Here is a 19,353-nt window from a genome sequence, read left to right as displayed (position 1 = left end):
CCCTCTTCTGGAGTGGCGAAAATTTAAAAAATTTTTGACGGGGTGGTTCATAAAAATAGCAGTAACTCACAACAATATTATTAAGTATTATGAAAATAAAAAATATTATATTCGACTTCGGAGGGGTACTTATGGACTGGAATCCGAGATATTATTTCAAAGATTATTTTAATGATGACGAGAAAATGGAATACTTCCTTGAAAATATCGCACAGGATGAATGGAATATTGAACAGGACCGAGGAAGAAGCCTTGCCGAAGGAACAGAAATTCAGGTAAAGAAATTTCCTGAGTGGGAAAAAGAAATCCGTGCTTTCTATGACAACTGGACAGTAATGCTGAAAAGCGATATTCCGCAAAACGTTGAAGTTCTCAGAAAACTTAAAAATACAGATTATAACCTATTTGGATTGACCAACTGGTCCGAAGAAACCTTCCCTTACGCTCTGGAAAACTATGATTTTTTTGAGATTTTCGAAGGTAAAATTGTAGTTTCAGGAACAGAAAAACTGATCAAACCAGATCCTGAAATCTGGCATGTTCTGTTAGACAGATACAATATCAAGGCTGAAGAATCGGTTTTCATTGATGATAATACAAAGAATATTAAAATGGCAAAATCGCTGGGATTCATTACCATTCAGGTTTTTCCGGATACAGATTTAACAAAAGAACTGAATGAATTGGGAGTAAAGGTTTAATTCTTTAAATATTTCCTTAGTTTTACAACCTACTAATTCACAAACCATTACTTATGATACGTTCTATCTTATTAACTGCGATGATTACGGCTTCGGGAAACCTTTTCAGCCAGAAACTTAAACCTGTTTCCTATCAGGACGGTTCACAGAAACTGAATGGCCTCATCACTTCGAATGCAGGAAAAAAACTTCCCGGAGTACTGATTCTTCCAGCCTGGAAAGGTATTGACGAAGAGGCTAAAACAGCAGCTATTGAACTTGAAAAGCAAGGGTATATTGCTTTCATTGCTGATATTTACGGTGAGGGAAAAATTCCCACTGACAATGAATCTGCAGCAAAGAGTTCAGGATATTATAAACAGAATTTTCAGGAATACCAGAAAAAAATTTCTCTGGCATTGGAGCAGCTGAAGAAAAACGGAGCAGTTTCTGATAAAGTAGCTGTTATTGGTTATTGTTTTGGAGGTACAGGAGCTTTAGAATCCGCAAGAGGACATCTTCCTGTAGCAGGTGTGGTTTCTATCCACGGAAGTCTGGGCAGAGATCAAAGCCGAAAAAATGAAGCATTGAGCGCTAAAATCCTTGTTGAAAATCCTGCGGATGATAAAAGTGTAACTCCTGATGATTACAACAACCTCATCAAAGAAATGAATGAAGGAAATGCCGACTGGCAGATTATCACATATGCCCACTCCAAACATACATTCACAGATCCGAAATCACCGGATTACAACCCAACAATGGCCAAAAGAGCGTGGAATCACACCCTTATGTTCCTGAAAGAAATTTTAAAATAATCATAAAAAGAGGCCGTCTCACAACTCGTGAAAACGGCCTTTTTTATGAAAATTTCCTGTATCCCTATACGAGAAGGGTTTTCGTTTAAGCGATTCTCAACCCACATCATCTAGTTGTGATACACCTTCTTTTTATATTTTTGAAATGTTGTTAATCTACTCCTTCTTCTTCCCTGTGCACCAGCTGCATAGAAAATGCAGGCAGACAGATCGCAAGATATTCGCAAGATTCTGAAAAAGGATTACTGTAGCGGATTCTTGCTCCTTTTTCAATAAGGATGCTTTGTCCTTTTTCAAGAACAACAATCTCACCGTCTATTTCAAATTGCTTTTTCCCTGAAATAATATAGGTAAACTCATCAAATTCAGGAGTCTGGTGAGGCTCACTCCAATCCGGAGGTGCTACCATATGGGCAATGGAAATAGTAGAATTCCCTGTAGAGTTTCCCCAATGTTCTTCTATCAGTTTTCCGTCTGTAGTAGGCACTACAAATGGTGATTGTTGGATCTTATATTTCTTCATGTCCAGTCTTCTTTTTTGATTTCATAAACAAAATTGGTTCTTGAAGGCTCTGCAAAATAAGCCACTTCTTCTTCAGATATTTTTTGTCCCCCCAATCTTTCCAAAGCTGTCTGCGAACGGAAATTCTCTTTTCCGATATGGAAGTGAACCTTATCTACAAACTGGAAGATATAATCCAGCATCAGCTTTTTAACCTGAGGATTAATACCTTTTCCCCATGATTTTGTTCCATAGAAAGTATATCCGATGAAAATATGATTATCTCCTTCATCAAAATCATAATAACGGCTGCTTCCCAATACATCACCGGTTGCTTTCTCTATAATTTTGAAAGCACCTTTACTTTCCATAGCTCCCGTGAAAAAGTTTTCAAAAACTTCTCTCTTGTAACGATCTTTGTTGGGATGTTGCTCCCATACTTTCGGGTCAGAAGCTACTTCATACAAAGATTCGAAATCCCCTTGCTGTAAGGGGATTAATTGAAACTCTTCATTCTCTAAAACAGGCTGAACAGAAAAATTCATTATTTAGCTCTTTTTAGTAGAATCAGATTCTATTTTCTTGATTTCTTTCAACTTGTCGGAAATCTTGATTACGGTGTCTAATTTTGATGGTTTCAATGGTACTTCTGCCTGAGCCATATCCCATTTGATTACCAGGTTACCTGAATTTTCATCAGTAGGATTTAAAGTGATTTCAAACCACTCCTGTTTGTCAGCCAGCTTATTAACCGGCACAGTAACATCTACTACATCCTGTTTAGGATCGTATGTATAAGCTCCCCATTGCTGGAAATCTTTATTCAGGATTACTTTCCATTCTTTTTCTGTAGGAACGATAAATAATCCGTATGTTCCCGCTTGCACTGTTTTCCCACCGAAGTTAACGGCTTGTCCGAAAGTAATTTTCGTAGAAGAGTTAGCTCCTGCTCTCCAAACCTGGCCATAAGGAACCAATTCTCCGAAGATCTTACGCCCCTTCACTCCCGGTCTTCCATAATCAATGGTAATTTTGGACATTGAAAACTGCTGCTCTACTTTTTGGCGAGGACTTGCTGCCGGTACAGAATAATCCTGAGCAAAACTGAATGCTGAAACTGAAATGCAAACTGCTATTATTAACTTTTTCACGTGTAAATTTTTGCTTAAAATTACAAAAATCAAAACAAAATAGCTTTCACAAACTTCGTTAATTTTTGTTTTACCGATATTTTTCTATGAAGATATTTTTTAAACAAATGCTTGTAAAAACTAAACTATCAACTATTGAACAATTTACTTTTCTTAATAGTTTTCCCTTTTCTAAGTTGGATGGAATGAAAAACGGAAGGAACATCATGAGTCCATTTTTTCAATAGTAAAAGAATCGCTATAATCTCTGCTCTGGTTAGCAGCCCGACCCAGAAACAAAGATTAAACAGAATAAGTGACTGGCATTCTAAAATAACCTGTATTAATGTTCCAAAAAGCAATAAAGTCCAGATCTTGGCACCAATAGAGTGTGTAGCGACTTCTTTTCGGAATTTTAAAAAGCTTACCAGATAAATAAGAACTTCAGATCCTGCAAGAATACCTATTTTGTAAACATTTGTTTCAAAAAAAACAGGACACTGTATATACGTAGCTACTCCCACTGATACGAAAAACAGCTGATCCACCGTAGAATCCAGACGTCTGAGTTTCTGAGTGGAAATATCAAGATATCGTGCTATAATTCCATCAAAAATATCTGTCAATAATCCTATGGATAAAAGAATGACAGCAATTATCTGATAATTTTCTGTTTTAATAAGGCTTAAAGAAATGATGACCAATCCAATAATCAGTCTGGAAAAAATGAGAATAACCGGAATTTTCGATTTCATAAAAAGATGGAAAACATATTGTAGCGACGAAAGATAAGAATAAATTGTTTTTCATATTTCTAAAATAAAATAGCCTTTTCCAACTCCAGCAGCTTTTGCTTTCTCCAGATTCCTCCGGCATAGCCTATCAACTCACCGTTTGAACCTATCACACGATGACAGGGAATTAAAATAGCAATTTTATTGATTCCGTTGGCTGTTCCTACAGCACGTATTGCCTTAGGGTTTCCTAATATTTCTGACTGCTGTTTATAGGTTCTTATTTCACCCATCGGAATTTCACGCAGCAGCTGCCAGACCTTCTCCTGAAACTCTGTTCCCGTAGTAAACAACGGAACATCAAATTGACTCCTTTTTCCCTCAAAATATTCTTTCAATTCCTTTTCCAGCTGCACAAAATGAAGATGTTCCTTTTCTACTATCTCTGCTTTTAAGACCTTTGATAAAGCCTTCAGCTGTTTCTCAATACTCTTCCGGTCTGTAAATTCAAGCAGACAGATTCCCTGATCTACAGCACAGGCGATCATTTCTCCCAACGGAGTTGATATGTTTTTTTGGTGTATCATTTCCATTCGTTTAAAATTAAGCTTTTTGGAAATCATATATTCTTTTTAATGCATTAAAATTCTTTTTATCTGTTCAACATGTCTTGCATTATGATAAATAACAAAACAAAAGGTATCTCCCAGCCTTAGTTTGATTAGTTTTGAAATGCTTATGCTTGTTTTTGTTTTTTCTAAGTCAATACATTGAGCCTCTTCCAGTAATTCAAGCAATTTTCCTTGATGATTAATGAATGTTTCCACTACCCTTTTATCCAGATTGCTGTGGATCGGATTCATGGCTTTAAGCGTTTTCATTGTATTCAGTTTCTCTTTGGGAAGCATACTTTTAGCAAAATAATTTCCAAGAATTCCGGGTTTAAAATAGGATTGGGAAGACTTTCCGGCAGAAGAAACAGCCCGGCTGATTTCAGGAATATAAAAATCTCCGTATCGGTTAAGATGTTCCAGACATTCCAATGTACTCCAGCTTTCTGCTGAAGTTCTGAAATTCAGATCATGTTCCGGCTTTACAGACAACATTTCAGCATAGTGTAAATGCCCTTCTGTCCTAATTGTTAATTCATTCAGTAATTCTGAGGTTGAAATTTTCATTATTTTTTTATACAAATATGCTGATCCGGATGTTCTTAAATCTTGACTGAACTCAAGATTTTTTAAGTCTGGACAAAGTTTCCGGCGACATTCTCAGGTAATTGGCAATATATTTATTGGGAACTTCCTGAAACAGTTTTGGACTTCGTTTTAAAACCCTTTCAAAACGTTCTCCGGGAGCATTGATGAGCAAATCTTTTTCTCTTTCAAGCTGCTGTAATACGAGATCTTCCAATACGTTCATCCAGAATTGCATGTGTTCTTCATCCGATTGCACGAACGCATAGAAATCCTTTTTTGAAGCTACTTTTACCGTTGTTTTCTTAATCGCCTGAATATAAAGATCCGAAGGTTTTCCCGATAAAAAAGAATCCAGGCTGACAATAATATTTCCTGTGTATCCGAAACGAATGATCCTTTCTTCATTTTCATCCATCATAAAAATCCGGACACTTCCGTTTTCAATAAAATAAATAGAGGTATCTGTACTGCCTGAAATCTTCAGGAACTCATTCCGTTTGAATGCTTTCTTTTCCCAATGGATTCCACTTTGAAGCAATTTTTCAACCATTTCATTTTAGTATTTGCTTTTCCAAAGATAATAGGTAATTTTAAAGTTTTAAAACACTAATCACTGATAATGCTCAAAAGAACAGTACTTTTTATACTGCTTTCTGCCGGATCTTATGGTATGAAAGCACAGGAAACCATCCCTTTCCGCATCACAAAGCACAATAATATCATTGTCAAGACCCTTGTCAACAAAAAGGATTCTTTGGATCTGATGTTCCAGATCGCCATGAAAGAGTATTCAATTTCTCCCGACAGCAAGCGGAAAGCAGATCATATTATTTTCAACAAAGAAGAACTCAGCGACCACAATACCGTACAAATTGGAAAAATCACTCAGAAAAATGCACGTTTTTTTGACAATCAGTTAACGGGTCATGAGGCAGACGGAAAAATTGGGACCGGAATTTTTGAAGGTAAAGCATTTAAAATGGATTACGATAACAGCCAGTTTGTGATCTATGACAAAATGCCGGATCTAAAAGATTACCAACCTATTAACATCATCCTGGATCATGACAGCTTTTATCTGGCCGCAGATAATATCCTGGATGGAAATCAACAGCAGGAAGCTTATTTTGTTTTACAATCCGGATTTTCCGGAGCTATTCTTTACAGCAATGAGTTTGCTGAAGAAAAACATCTGGAGAAAAAACTAAAGGTAACAGGAGAGAAAACACTAAAGAATTCTGAAGGTAAAACTTTAACGACCAAACAAGCTGTTCTTCCCTATTTTAAATTGGGAAAAAGTGTGTTTAAAGATGTTTCAGTAGGATATTTCTCGGGAGAACTGAAAACACAAAATGTAAGTTATCTGGGCGCTGATATGCTCCGCAGGTTCATTTGGATCTTTGATGCTGAGAGAAAAATGGCTTACATTAAACCCAGCAAATACTTTTCCGAACCTTATTACAAAATGAATTAGAATATGATAAACACTTTAATGCTAAAAAAGATCGTGAAACCCAAAACGGTTGCTGCTCTTTTACTTTTGCCATTGGCTGTTGTATGCTGTAAGAAAGAAGAAAAAAAAGCAGTGACTACAGAAATAAAAACCTCGAATGATTCAATAAAAACGGTAAAAACTGAAGAGAAAATTAATTATACCGATTTTAATATTTTCAGTCTGTCCATCATTTCATCTGCAGAAAAGAATACTGATATGGATATTTTCATTTCTGTTTCAGACATCTATAAAGGAGAGCAGCCAATTCCTGCAGCTATTATGAAAAACCAGAAGCAGATGACCTACGAGGAACGCCAGCATTTTGAACTGGATGCACCCAGCAGAAAAAAACTGCTCAACGGAATTCAGCTCACGGAAAATGATTCTCTGTATATTTATGAATATGGCTCTAACAAACTTCAAAGAATGCCGATCAGCCAATTAAAAGCTGTAGCTTATTTAAGTCCTTATTCAGATGATGAAGATTTAGATCCGGATTCTTATATGATGGGATTTCAGATAGCCACTCACCAAAAAACTACAGACTACGACCGATACAATAATGCCATCGCTTATTTTGGGAATAAAAATCCTTTCGTAGACAATAAAATGAAAGCTGTGAAATGGCAAAAAGCTGATGGAGCTATTTCAAAAAAATATTTTACCCATTCAAAATTAGCTCAGGGAAAAACCTATCAGGCACAGTATGAAAATATGACCTATTACCTTCAGGATTATCTTGAAGAAGGAAATATTGTAGATCGTAAACTGGCTGTCATCAATGATCGTAAAGAAAAAATTGCGGAGAAGACATTTTCCCTTGCAGGAAGTGATGGTGGAGAATTCCTCCCTCTGTACGGTATAGACACCGATGAAGCCAATATTTTCCAATATACAGGTCACCTTTTCAAAGGAAAACCTCCTGTTATTTTTGGATTCATTGCCCAGTCTTTTGGCTGTCCTTCTATTAGCTTTTTAGATCAAAAGGAGAAGGATTTCCCGATCAATTGTGATAACAGACATTAGAAAAGTGAGAAAGCAAAAAAGCAAATCAATACATCCGGAAATATCAGCATAGGGATTTCTGGTAATGAATCGGCTAATCGGATATTTTGCAGGATTGATGGTAAAATTAAAAGCGAAAGAAAATCTTTCGCTTTTATGATTAATTATTTCTGTTAAAGTATTAAATTATATTTTTTTATATGACAGCAGCAGCCATCATAGACATATAGTAATTGGCGCAGTGTAATGCATTAATTAACACAATTTCTTTCTCCGGAAAGGTTTCAAAGGCATCAGATGTTGTGATCTGGTATTCGTAATTCATGGAAGTCCATTTTAAATGCGGCTTGATGATCATAAGCTCAACGCCGTCCTGGTCTGTAAGAACAAATGATTCTTTAAAAATACCTCTGTGCTTGAAAAGATAGCCATTCTTCACTCCGTCAAAATAGGTCTGCACCACAATTTCTCCGTTCCAGTTCATTCTGAATTTCAGAAGAACTCTTTCATGATCTTTAAGCTCAATGGTTGTTCCCCAAAAACCTTTTGGCTCCACCTGATAAGTTTGTCCATCGGCAATTTCAATAACAGCATTAAATTTAAACCAGCTAGTATAGATAAGTTTTCCAATTAATTTTTCTTCTCTTGTAACCTCAAAAGATAAAGAATTGCTTGATTTTGCGTAATATTCTGCCATGGTTATATTTTGATTTGGTGGAATTTTTATTAGTTTTTAAATAATAATAACAGCTTGAATTTTAACGCTCTAATTTATAAATAATTCGGTAAAGATAAATGCATTTTTAAGCGGGTGTGATAAAAATGATTGAGAATTAGTTGGGAGTTATGATTTTTCAATCAAGTTTTTCATAATAATGATTCGAATCTGCATTTAGAACAATCTTAGGTTTTTCAAAAATCCCATTTAAAAAATAGGTTTTATAAGCAGCTGGCTGACCAAAATCTGTATAATGAAGTTCTATTTCAGGATTTATTCCATTATCTAATTGATATGTCCCAATTCCGTAAAATTTACTTTTAAACGTATTATCTTTATATAAAACTAAAGTGTCAGCGGTATGAGGAGCTTCCACACAGCAAATTGGCTTATCAAAATTCATATTAATATATTTTCCATAGATATCCTGCTTTTTTAATGGAAAATTGATATTGAGAATAAATATAACTCCTAATACAAAAGTGAATATAAAAAGTCTTTTTTTCATAGAATCATTGATAATGGCACGATATCCTTTTTGATCGAAATATTTACTGATCTAAATTATAGAATTTATATAAAAAAACCTCATAGGTTTTTGAAATCTATGAGGTTTACAATATTTATTCTAGCTCGAAATTACATCGTCTCCATTTTGAAGCTCATGCTTTCGATTACTTTTAGAATTGCTTCTACCGTATCCATTGAAGTTAAACAAGGAACACCGTTTTCCACACTCATTCTTCTGATCTGGAATCCGTCTCTTTCTGCCTGCTTACCTTTTGTAGTGGTATTTACAACATACTGAACTTTTCCTTTCTGGATCAGATCGATAAGATTTACACTTTCTTCACCGATTTTGTATCCGATTTTGCAAGGAATTCCTTTTTCTTCGAAGAACTTCGCAGTCCCTTCCGTAGCCCAGATTCTGAATCCTACTTCATGGAATCTTGCTGCCAGAGCTGCTGCCTCATCTTTATGCTTATCTGCTACCGTAAACAGGATAGAACCGTGCATAGGAACTTTTCTTCCCGCGGCTACCAATCCTTTGTAAAGTGCTTTTTCAAGGGTTGTATCTTTCCCCATAACTTCTCCTGTAGACTTCATTTCAGGGCCTAAAGAGATATCCACTTTCGTTAGTTTAGAGAAAGAGAATACCGGTACTTTTACAAATACGCCTTCTTTGTTTGGAACCAATCCGTTTTCGTATCCTAAATCTTTTAGTTTTTGTCCCAGGATAGCCTTTGTTGCAAGGTTCGCCATTGGCACTTCTGTGATTTTAGACAAGAAAGGAACTGTTCTTGAAGAACGAGGGTTTACTTCGATTACATATACATTTCCTTCGAAAAGAACGTACTGGATATTCATTAATCCAATAACCTTTAATCCTTTTGCCAGTCTCTGTGTGTAGTCTACCAAAGTCTCAATCTCGCTTTGAGAGATATTCTGTGGAGGATATACCGCGATAGAGTCTCCGGAGTGAACTCCCGCTCTTTCGATGTGCTCCATAATTCCCGGAATCACTACTGTTTCACCGTCACAGATGGCATCTACTTCAATTTCCTTTCCTACCATGTATTTGTCTACCAATACAGGGTGCTCAGGGCTGGCTTCTACTGCATTTTCCATGTAGTGGGCCAGTTCTGCTTCTGCGTATACAATTTCCATTGCTCTACCTCCAAGAACATAGCTCGGACGTACCAATACCGGGTAACCGATTTCGTTTGCGATTTTTATCGCTTCTTCTTTAGAAGTTGAAGTTCTTCCTTTTGGCTGAGGAATTCCCAATTCCTGAAGAGCTTTTTCGAATTTATCTCTGTTTTCAGCTCTGTCAAGGTCTTCCAGTGAAGTTCCTAAGATCTGTACTCCGTGAGAGGCTAATTTATCAGCAAGGTTAATGGCAGTCTGTCCTCCAAACTGTACCACTACTCCTTTTGGCTTTTCAAGCTCAATGATGTTCATCACATCTTCTTCTGTAAGCGGCTCGAAGTATAGTTTATCAGAGATAGAGAAGTCTGTAGAAACTGTTTCAGGGTTGTTGTTGATGATAATCGCTTCATAACCCATTTCTTTGATCGCCCATACTGAGTGAACGGTTGCGTAGTCAAATTCTACTCCCTGTCCGATTCTGATTGGTCCTGAACCCAGTACGATGATTTTTTCTTTGTCTGAAACAACACTTTCGTTTTCTTCTTCGTAAGTTCCGTAGAAATAAGGGGTTTCAGATTCAAACTCAGCAGCGCAAGTGTCTACCATTTTGTACACCGGCATGATTCCGTTTTCTTTTCTGAAGTTGAAAACCTCACGCTCTTTTACATCCCAAAGAACAGCAATATTGATATCTGCGAAACCTAGTCTCTTCGCTTCAATTAATGTTTCTTTATCGAATTTGTTTTCAGCGATTACTTTTTCGAAGTCCACTAACTTTTTCAGTTTCCAGATAAAGAACTTGTCGATTTTACTCCATTCTACGATTTGCTCCCAGTCGTATCCTCTTCTTAAAGCATCCCCGATGATGAATAATCTCTCATCGTCGCATACTCTGATTCTTCTTTCGATTTCTTCAGCAGTAAGTGCCTGAGCCTGCTTGGTTTTTAATCCTAAATGTTTGATTCCTGTTTCTAATGAACGGATGGCTTTCTGTAAAGATTCCTCAAGGTTTCTTCCGATTGCCATTACTTCACCGGTTGCTTTCATCTGAGTGGAAAGTCTTCTGTCTGCTGTTTCGAATTTATCGAATGGGAATCTTGGGAATTTTGTTACTACGTAGTCAAGAGCCGGCTCAAAACATGCGTATGTTTTTCCTGTTACCGGGTTCATGATTTCATCCAGAGTTAATCCAACTGCGATCTTCGCAGCAATCTTTGCAATCGGGTAACCTGTTGCTTTACTTGCTAATGCTGATGAACGGGAAACTCTAGGGTTTACTTCGATGATATAGTAATCGAATGAATGCGGATCTAAAGCTAACTGTACATTACATCCACCTTCAATTCCTAACGCTCTGATGATTTTCAGGGAAGCATTTCTCAGCAGCTGATATTCTCTGTCTGAAAGTGTCTGAGAAGGTGCTACTACGATAGAGTCTCCTGTGTGAACGCCTACCGGATCTATATTTTCCATGTTACAAACTACAATGGCGTTGTCGTTTGCATCACGCATTACTTCATATTCAATTTCTTTGAAACCTGCGATTGATTTTTCAATAAGACACTGTGTAACAGGGCTGTGTTTTAGTCCCAATTCAGCAATCTCTTTCAATTCAACCTCTGTAGAAGCGATACCACCTCCGGTTCCTCCCATGGTAAAAGCAGGACGAACAATTACTGGATATCCGATTTCATCTGCGAAAGCAAGGGCTCCTTCTACCGTGTTTACGATATCAGATTCCGGAACCGGTTCGTTCAGTTCTCTCATCAGCTCACGGAAAAGGTCTCTGTCTTCTGCTCTGTTGATGGCAGAAAGCTTTGTTCCCAAAACTTCCACTTTGCATTCTTCAAGAATTCCTGATTTCTCCAGTTCTACCGCCATGTTAAGACCTGTCTGGCCTCCAAGAGTTGGTAATAATGCATCCGGACGTTCTTTTCTGATGATGTGGCTTACAAACTGTAATGAAATCGGCTCGATATATACTTTATCAGCGATTTCAACATCTGTCATGATCGTTGCAGGGTTTGAGTTGATCAAAATTACCTTGTAGCCTTCTTCCTTCAAAGACAGACAAGCCTGCGTTCCTGCGTAATCAAATTCAGCTGCCTGACCGATGATGATAGGTCCTGAACCGATTACTAAAATTGTTTTTATATCTGTACGTTTTGCCATTTTTCTTTTTGTTAATTAGAGTCTAGAACCTAGAGCCAATAGCCAAGATTTCCAGACTTTATTTTAAATTATTTTTAAATGAGTAAATCATTCTTTGAATTTCAGAAACTTCATTGAGTAAAACATTTACTTTTTCTTCAGCTAAAAGATTCAACTCTTTTACCAGAATCAATTGAGTTTGCAATTCAAATGCAGAACCTAAAGCGATAGCAAGAAAATGATTAAACTCTTTATTGCTATTTCTTCCAGAACCTTCAGCAATGTTAGAGGGAATAGAGATAGTACACCTTTTAATCTGTGAAATTAATCCATACTTTTCATCATTACTGATCTCTAGACAAATAATGTATACATGTTTTGCCAATGCAATTGATTTCTGCCAGAAAAGTAATTTTTCAAAGTTGTGCATATATTTTCTCTCTTAAGTCTTGACTCTTGGTTCTTGGCTCTTGAATCTTACTTTTTAAAGTCCTCCATCATTTGAATGAACTCATCAAACAGGTAGTTTGCATCTTCAGGACCAGGGCTCGCTTCAGGGTGATACTGAACTGAGAAGCAAGGGTGAATTTTATGTTTCAACCCTTCATTTGTTCTGTCGTTCAATGCGATGTGCGTTTCGATAAGGTCTGTTCCTTTTAAGCTTTCCTGATCTACCGCGTATCCGTGGTTTTGAGAAGTAATAGCTACTGTATTTTTCTCCAGATCCAATACCGGGTGATTTCCTCCTCTGTGTCCGAATTTCAGTTTGAAAGTTTTCGCTCCACAGGCAAGACCAATTAGCTGGTGTCCCAAACAGATTCCGAAGATTGGGACTTTTCCTAATAATCCTCTGATCATATCCAATGCGTGTGGTACATCTTCCGGGTCACCAGGACCGTTTGACAACATAATTCCGTCCGGATCCATCAACAGGATTTCTTCTGCTGTAGTATCCTGGGAAACCACAATGATATCACAGTTTCTTTGAGACAGTTCTCTGATAATTCCCAATTTTGCCCCGAAATCTACCAATACTACTTTAAAACCTCTGTTTGGGTTAGCATAAGGTGTTTTTGTAGAAACTTCCTCTACCTGATTGGTTGGGAAACTCGTTGCCTTCAATTCTGAAGCTACTGCAGCTTCATCAGTATCTGCATTTACAATTTTTCCTTTTACTACTCCATGGTTACGAAGAACTCTTGTCAGTCTTCTTGTGTCAATTCCTGAAATTCCTGAAAGGTTTTTCTTTTTAAATAATTCGTCTAAAGTAATCTGAGTACGGAAATTGGAAGGAAGATCGCAAAGTTCTTTTACGATAAGCCCTTTGATTGCCGGCTCAATACTTTCATAATCATCACGGTTAATACCATAATTTCCGATAAGCGGATAGGTCATACAAACTATCTGACCGCAATACGATGGGTCAGAAATCAGTTCCTGATACCCTGTCATTCCGGTATTGAAAACTACTTCCCCTGCAGTTTCCAATTCTGCTCCGAAACCTTCTCCATGAAACACTTCACCGGACTCCAGTATTAATTTTTTCTTCATTTTAAACTTTTATCTCTTATTATTTATATATGTCATTAACAGGTCGCCCTTACAGGGCTTGGATTGTATACATCCTTTTATTTTATGGGGTTCTCTCCCATTGCTATTAACAGGCCGCCCCTACGGGGCTCTTTAACTTTACCTTCTTACTTTTACCCTGGCTCTTATTTAAAAGTATATCCTTTACTTTCCAATGCTTCTTTCAAAATGGCCATTCTCGCGAAAACACCATTCTGCATTTGCTTGAAAACTCTTGATCTTTCGCATTCTACAAGATCTGAATCTATTTCCACTCCTCTGTTGATCGGAGCCGGATGCATGATGATCGCTTCTTTTTTCATGGCTTTTTCTCTTTCTTTCGTCAGTCCATATCTTTTATGGTATTCTGAAGCGGTGAAGCTCATTGCAGCATCGTGTCTTTCGTGCTGGATTCTTAATAACATTAAAACATCCACTTCGCCGATCAGCTCATCTACTGACATATAAGTCCCGTTGATTAAGGCTCCTTCATCAAACCATTGTTCCGGTCCTGAGAAGTATACTTTAGCGCCTAACCTTCTTAAAGCCTCCGCATTGGAGTTCGCTACACGGCTGTGTTTTACATCTCCTACAATTCCTACTTTCAATCCTTCAAACTTTCCGAATTCCTGATAGATCGTCAGCAGATCCAGCATACATTGTGAAGGATGGTTTCCTGTTCCATCTCCTCCGTTGATTACCGGAATATTAATATTTTTCAGCTCCTCGAAGTATCTGTCTTTCTTATCACGGATCACCACAAGGTTTACTCCTATACTTTCAATAGTCTTTACTGTGTCATAAAGACTTTCGCCTTTGTTTACCGAACTGTGTGATGCATCAAAGGGAACAACCTGAAGTCCCAGCTTTCTTTCTGCAAGATCAAAACTTGTTTTTGTTCTTGTACTGTCTTCGAAGAAAAGGTTTGAGCAAAAAACTTCCCCTTCAATTTTAGCAGTTTTACCGTTTGCAAAAGCCAGCGCTTCTGTCAGTATACTGTTGATTCTCTCGGTGCTTAGTTCTGTAATCGTAAACATAATTCTTATTTTTGGGCATAAAAAAAGCGAAGACAACAATCTTCGCTAATAACAATAAATATCGTAAAGGGCGCTTTCGCCCGGTAAATCTAATGATATAAATGCTTTTTTATTCATTAGGTGCAAAGATACAACAATTTTATGAACCGGCAAAAATTATGTTTAAAATAAATTAAAAACCTCAGTCTTTCCTTATTCTCATTTAAAATTAATATTTTTGTTAACACACAAATTTATTCTATGGATTTAAAAGACAAAATGATTCTCAGTATTATTCAGGAAGACTCTACATTATCGGTTAAAGAAATTTCCGAAAAGATAGGTCTTACCTTTACTCCTACGTATGAGCGAATCAAACAACTGGAGAAGCAGGGGATCATTCAGAAATATGTCGGGCTTTTAAACCGTGAAAAATTGGGTTTGAATATTGTGGTCTACTGTAACGTCCGTCTTAAGGAACAATCCAAGAAAGTATTGGAAACCTTTGAGAACCATATCGGAAAATATGATGAAGTACAGGAAATCATCAGCCTTTCCGGAGAGTATGACTATATGTTGAAGATTATTGCCAAGGACATCAATTCTTATAACGAGTTTGCTGTTAATGTTATTTCAAATATTCCCAATATCGGACAATACCACAGTTCCATTGTACTTCACGAGGTGAAAAAATCTACCAAATTCAAAATTGATTTAGAATAATCCTTCTATTTTTAAACCAAAACTGATTTAAACTCCTTGCTGAAAATCAAGGATTTTCTTGCGCCTTAAAATCCAAATACATTTTTTGTATTATTTCTTGCGCCTTTGCGTATACCAACTTCTTTTATAAACTCGTATTTTGTTAGAAACAAAAGAAATTCATAAACTTCATGTTGTAGGGCGCAAAGATTTTATCTCCGATAAAATTTTATGCAGTAGATTTTCTTAACTTACTTTAAAATATTAATCAACCTTAATGGTTCAATTTATCAATCATCAAATTCAAAGAACGGGATTACAATCAAGCCATTAAGGTCACTTAAGCAGATAAGATTTAAGATTAAGGCTTTCACAACGAAAAGACAGCAGGCTAAAATAATTTTAGAATTTCCACTGGTTTTTGCCTAAGTTTTTGCTGACCTTAATGGCTTAGATTCTAACCCAATAATTTATTTTTCAGTTTATTAAACTGATATTCTATTTTATCCAGACAAAGATTCCCAATACTTCCCTGATGGGTATGTTCAAGATTTCCAGGTTCGAATTCAAATGCATTGTTTTCAATCTCCTGCCCTACTTTTACATAAGCATCCCGGAATGAGCTTCCGTTTTTCACTTCTTCATTAATCTTTTCTACGCTGAAAAGATATTTGTACTTTTCATCCTTCAGAATCCCGTCTTTCACCTTAATATTCGGTAAAGTATAGCTTAAAATTTCCAGACATTCCTTTAAAGAATCTATCGCAGGGAAAAGTATTTCTTTCGTCAGCTGTACATCTCTGTGATATCCTGAAGGCAGATTGCTTGTCAATAGAATCAATTCATTCGGAAGTGACTGGATTCTGTTGCATCGCGCACGAACCAGCTCAAAGATATCCGGATTCTTTTTATGAGGCATTATACTGCTTCCTGTAGTAAATTCCTTTGGAAAGCTAATGAAATCAAAGTTCTGGCTCAAATACAGGCACACATCATAAGCAAATTTACCAAGTGTTCCGGCTAAAGTAGCCATCGCCATGGCCAGCATTTTTTCAGACTTTCCACGGGTCATCTGAGCATACACAGAATTGTAATTCATGGACTGGAAGCCTAGATTATAAGTGGTACTTTCACGATTGATCGGAAAAGACGAACCATAACCAGCAGCTGATCCCAGTGGATTTTTATTAATGATATTTTTTACTGAAAACAGCATTTCCACATCGTCTAAAAGCGCTTCTGCATAAGCTCCGAACCATAATCCGAATGATGAAGGCATTGCAATCTGCAAATGGGTATAGCCCGGGAGCAGAACATTTTTATGCTGATCCGCCAGCTGAATTAAAATCTGGAAAAACTCATCTGTAAGGGCTGTAATCTCACGGATTTCATCCAATAAATACAATTTGATATCCAGTAAAACCTGATCGTTTCTTGATCTTGCCGTATGGATTTTCTTTCCTGTATCTCCTAATTCTTCAATCAGGATTGCTTCTACCTGAGAATGGATATCCTCAGCATCTTTATCAATTTCAAAAGTTCCATCCTCAATCTGATTTAAAACACTATGTAAAACAGACAGCATCTGCTCCGATTCTTCCTGAGTGATAATTCCGGTTTCTGCCAGCATTTTACAATGCGCCATAGAACCTTTCACGTCATATTTGGCTAAACGTTCATCAAAGTCAAGGTCTTTACCGACTGTGAAATTATTGACTAATATATTGGTGGCAAGGTCATCCTTCTGCCATATCTTTTTCATATATACTTGTTTATTTTTTTTAAATCATATGCAATCACCACTTCTGTCTGTTATATTTCCAGAAAAATTCGTGGGTAGTGATTCATGATCATATTTGATTTAAAATATTTGTTGGTTTTGACATGCCCGGCAAGGCAATCCTTATTACTATTAACTATAAAAAAACATTTCCTTATGTAAAGCTTTCATTTCTAATTTTCTTTTTGCATAAATCTTATTAAAAACTAAACTTCAAGTGCCTGCCGGGCGGATCAAAACATATATTGAGCTGGAATCCTGAGGATGGAGACCGGAAGTGAATTACAAACTGTAACAAACTTCCATCTTCCCACTTCATTCTTCCTTTCTTTATAACACTTTTTCTAAAATTCTGATGTAAATTTCTATTCCTTCTTCTATTTCATGGATATAGATAAATTCATCTGCTGTGTGAGAGCGCCTACTGTCTCCAGGACCTATTTTCACTGATGTACATGGAATAATCGCCTGATCTGAGGAAGTAGGTGAACCATAGGTGGTCCTTCCGATTTCAATTCCTGCTTTTACGAATGGGTGATCCATTTCGATTTTTGAAGAATTCAGCCTGAATGATCTTGCCGTTAAAGTAGATTTCATCTGAGACTGGATAATTTCAAACGCTTCCTGATTGGAATATTCATCCGTTACTCTTACATCCAACGTGAAGTTACAAGATTCCGGAACGACATTATGCTGTACCCCGGCATGAATTCCTGATAAAGTAACTTTAACCTCTCCCAGATATTCTGAAACCTTCGGAAATTTAAAGTCTAAAATATTCTGCAGATCCTGCATACATTTTATAATCGAGTTATCATGATTGGGATGAGCGGCATGAGAAGGAGTCCCTTTCATTTCTCCATCAATCACCAAAAGTCCTTTTTCTGCAATCGCCAGATTCATCTGCGTGGGTTCTCCTACAATGGCGAGTTCTACATTGGGTAGCTGCGGAAACAGAGCTTCAATTCCATCAAATCCTGAAATCTCCTCCTCTGCCGTCAAAGCAATAACTAAATTATATTTTAAATCCTCTTTATCATAAAAATGTAAAAAAACCTGTGCCATAGAAACCAGAGAAGCTCCGGCATCATTACTTCCCAATCCGAAAATCTTGCCGTCTTTTTCAACAGGAACAAACGGATCCAGCGTATAAGCTTTATTGGGCTTTACCGTGTCATGATGCGTATTCAGTAAAACGGAAGGCTTAAAAACATCAAAGTGTTTGTTCACCGCCCAGATATTGTTTTTAAAACGTTTGGTAGGAATCTGATGTTTTTTGAAAAAATTTTCAATTTCTACCGATGTATTAAACTCATCTTTACTGAATGAAGGAATTTCAATCAAATTTTTAAGCAATCCGACCGCATTATTCAACAGCTCTTCTTTATTATAAACAGATTTCAGTTCCTGCATGATGATTTTCTATATGGTTTTTCAATTCTGTTTCTTTGATCAGAAACACTTTCTCTACATTATTTTTTACAGCTCCAAGAGCATTTTCAAGTTTGGGTAAAATCCCTTTGTGAAGTTTTCCTTCTTCTTTTAGTGTGGTAAAATCTTCTTCAGTTACACTTTTAATCACAGATTCAGGATCATTTACATCTTCTAAAACCCCTTCTTTATCAAAACAGTACAACAGTTCAACTTCATATTTCTCTGAAAGAGCCTGCGCCATTACAGAAGCAATGGTATCTGCATTGGTATTGAAGAGATTTCCTTTTCTGTCGTGGGTAATCGCAGAAAATACAGGAACAAGATTCAGCTTGATTAGTTTTGACACCAGTTTCCTGTTCACACTTTTCTTGGTGATATCCCCCACAAATCCAAAATCGATTTCAGGATGTTCTCTTTTCTTAGCTTTAATTAAATTTCCGTCTGCTCCGGAAAAGCCTATGGCATTGCACTTTTTCTGCTGCAGCTTCTCTACAATATTTTTATTGATTCCTCCTGCATACACCATTGTTACAATGTCCAAAGTTTCTTTATCCGTAATCCTCCTTCCGTTGATCATCTTTTGTTCGATCCCCAGTTTATCAGCCAGCGTTGTTGCCAGCTTTCCACCACCATGAACAAGGATCTTCTTTTCCTGGATTTCAGAAAACTGTTCTAAGAATTGGGTTAACAATTCCTCATCATCAATTAAAGCTCCGCCAATTTTTATGATGTATAACTTTTCTTTCATTGTAAACGTTTTGTGATTTTTA

21 protein-coding genes are annotated in these 19,353 nt (G+C 36.8%); 5 read left to right on the top strand and 16 right to left on the bottom strand.

All coding sequences use genetic code 11. The features are described 5' to 3' along the window. Positions 1–89: 89 nt before the first annotated feature. Positions 90–701, top strand: a complete 612-nt coding sequence (locus tag ACODR7_RS00820; RefSeq protein ID WP_488836486.1) for an HAD family hydrolase — start codon at positions 90–92, stop codon at positions 699–701. A 53-nt stretch (positions 702–754) separates the two neighbouring features. After that, the gene (locus ACODR7_RS00815; RefSeq protein WP_488836484.1) at positions 755–1,498 is read left to right on the top strand and encodes a dienelactone hydrolase family protein; all 744 of its coding nucleotides are present in this window, start codon (positions 755–757) and stop codon (positions 1,496–1,498) included. 151 nt (positions 1,499–1,649) lie between these two features. Here ACODR7_RS00815 and ACODR7_RS00810 read toward each other — a convergent pair whose 3' ends face one another. From ACODR7_RS00810 to ACODR7_RS00780, 7 genes are all read right to left on the bottom strand, one after another. Continuing rightward, on the bottom strand, positions 1,650–2,021 hold the full coding sequence (locus tag ACODR7_RS00810; RefSeq protein WP_488836483.1) for a cupin domain-containing protein: 372 nt from the start codon (positions 2,019–2,021) through the stop codon (positions 1,650–1,652). Next, a complete protein-coding gene (locus ACODR7_RS00805; protein WP_488836481.1) occupies positions 2,018–2,545 on the bottom strand; it encodes a GNAT family N-acetyltransferase in 528 nt (175 codons plus the stop codon). The genes ACODR7_RS00810 and ACODR7_RS00805 overlap by 4 nt, the downstream gene beginning before the upstream one ends. Positions 2,546–2,548: 3 nt before the next feature. Further along, a complete protein-coding gene (locus ACODR7_RS00800) occupies positions 2,549–3,151 on the bottom strand; it encodes a DUF2911 domain-containing protein (RefSeq protein ID WP_076594530.1) in 603 nt (200 codons plus the stop codon). Between the two features lie 128 nt (positions 3,152–3,279). Beyond that, complete coding sequence (locus tag ACODR7_RS00795; RefSeq protein ID WP_488836479.1) at positions 3,280–3,885, bottom strand: CDP-alcohol phosphatidyltransferase family protein; 606 nt, start codon at positions 3,883–3,885, stop codon at positions 3,280–3,282. Positions 3,886–3,944: 59 nt separating this feature from the next. After that, entirely contained in the window at positions 3,945–4,457 is a 513-nt protein-coding gene (locus tag ACODR7_RS00790) for a methylated-DNA--[protein]-cysteine S-methyltransferase (protein ID WP_488836478.1), read from the bottom strand. A gap of 39 nt (positions 4,458–4,496) precedes the next feature. Continuing rightward, positions 4,497–5,042, bottom strand: coding sequence for a DinB family protein (locus ACODR7_RS00785; protein WP_488836477.1), 546 nt, complete (start codon positions 5,040–5,042; stop codon positions 4,497–4,499). A gap of 52 nt (positions 5,043–5,094) precedes the next feature. Further along, positions 5,095–5,613, bottom strand: coding sequence for a Crp/Fnr family transcriptional regulator (locus ACODR7_RS00780; RefSeq protein ID WP_488836475.1), 519 nt, complete (start codon positions 5,611–5,613; stop codon positions 5,095–5,097). Positions 5,614–5,682: 69 nt separating this feature from the next. Here ACODR7_RS00780 and ACODR7_RS00775 point away from each other — a divergent pair, with 69 nt between their 5' ends. Together ACODR7_RS00775 and ACODR7_RS00770 are read left to right on the top strand one after the other, a co-directional pair. Next, a complete protein-coding gene (locus tag ACODR7_RS00775) occupies positions 5,683–6,537 on the top strand; it encodes a hypothetical protein (RefSeq protein ID WP_488836474.1) in 855 nt (284 codons plus the stop codon). Positions 6,538–6,540: 3 nt separating this feature from the next. Beyond that, a complete protein-coding gene (locus ACODR7_RS00770) occupies positions 6,541–7,584 on the top strand; it encodes a hypothetical protein (protein ID WP_488836472.1) in 1,044 nt (347 codons plus the stop codon). A gap of 175 nt (positions 7,585–7,759) precedes the next feature. Here the strand turns inward: ACODR7_RS00770 and ACODR7_RS00765 are convergent, their stop codons facing one another. The 6 genes from ACODR7_RS00765 to ACODR7_RS00740 all read right to left on the bottom strand — a co-directional run bounded on the left by ACODR7_RS00765 (position 7,760) and on the right by ACODR7_RS00740 (position 14,688). Further along, a complete protein-coding gene (locus tag ACODR7_RS00765) occupies positions 7,760–8,260 on the bottom strand; it encodes a hypothetical protein (RefSeq protein WP_488836470.1) in 501 nt (166 codons plus the stop codon). Positions 8,261–8,417: 157 nt separating this feature from the next. Further along, positions 8,418–8,789 (bottom strand): hypothetical protein, encoded by a 372-nt coding sequence (locus tag ACODR7_RS00760; protein ID WP_488836468.1) that lies wholly within the window; start codon positions 8,787–8,789, stop codon positions 8,418–8,420. Between the two features lie 131 nt (positions 8,790–8,920). Next, on the bottom strand, positions 8,921–12,103 hold the full coding sequence (gene carB / locus ACODR7_RS00755) for a carbamoyl-phosphate synthase large subunit (RefSeq protein WP_488836466.1): 3,183 nt from the start codon (positions 12,101–12,103) through the stop codon (positions 8,921–8,923). 58 nt (positions 12,104–12,161) lie between these two features. Continuing rightward, a complete protein-coding gene (locus ACODR7_RS00750) occupies positions 12,162–12,512 on the bottom strand; it encodes a four helix bundle protein (protein WP_309511378.1) in 351 nt (116 codons plus the stop codon). 47 nt (positions 12,513–12,559) lie between these two features. Further along, complete coding sequence (locus tag ACODR7_RS00745; protein ID WP_488836464.1) at positions 12,560–13,633, bottom strand: carbamoyl phosphate synthase small subunit; 1,074 nt, start codon at positions 13,631–13,633, stop codon at positions 12,560–12,562. A gap of 164 nt (positions 13,634–13,797) precedes the next feature. Beyond that, the gene (locus ACODR7_RS00740) at positions 13,798–14,688 is read right to left on the bottom strand and encodes an aspartate carbamoyltransferase catalytic subunit (protein ID WP_488836462.1); all 891 of its coding nucleotides are present in this window, start codon (positions 14,686–14,688) and stop codon (positions 13,798–13,800) included. 240 nt (positions 14,689–14,928) lie between these two features. Between ACODR7_RS00740 and ACODR7_RS00735 the strand changes: the two genes are divergently transcribed. Beyond that, complete coding sequence (locus tag ACODR7_RS00735; protein WP_002980286.1) at positions 14,929–15,390, top strand: Lrp/AsnC family transcriptional regulator; 462 nt, start codon at positions 14,929–14,931, stop codon at positions 15,388–15,390. Between the two features lie 436 nt (positions 15,391–15,826). On the opposite strand, the gene argH is transcribed toward ACODR7_RS00735, so the two are convergent. From argH to argB, 3 genes are all read right to left on the bottom strand, one after another. Then, positions 15,827–17,131 (bottom strand): argininosuccinate lyase, encoded by a 1,305-nt coding sequence (argH, locus tag ACODR7_RS00730; protein ID WP_488836460.1) that lies wholly within the window; start codon positions 17,129–17,131, stop codon positions 15,827–15,829. Between the two features lie 348 nt (positions 17,132–17,479). After that, positions 17,480–18,562, bottom strand: a complete 1,083-nt coding sequence (locus tag ACODR7_RS00725) for a M20 family metallo-hydrolase (RefSeq protein ID WP_488836458.1) — start codon at positions 18,560–18,562, stop codon at positions 17,480–17,482. Beyond that, on the bottom strand, positions 18,537–19,331 hold the full coding sequence (gene argB / locus ACODR7_RS00720) for an acetylglutamate kinase (protein WP_488836456.1): 795 nt from the start codon (positions 19,329–19,331) through the stop codon (positions 18,537–18,539). Before argB ends, ACODR7_RS00725 begins: the two co-directional genes overlap by 26 nt. Positions 19,332–19,353 lie beyond the last annotated feature (22 nt).

Source organism: Chryseobacterium sp. FG46, from assembly GCF_057809135.1.
The sequence above is the reverse complement of the archived record's forward strand: the minus strand, read 5'-3'. Positions and strand labels throughout refer to the sequence as shown.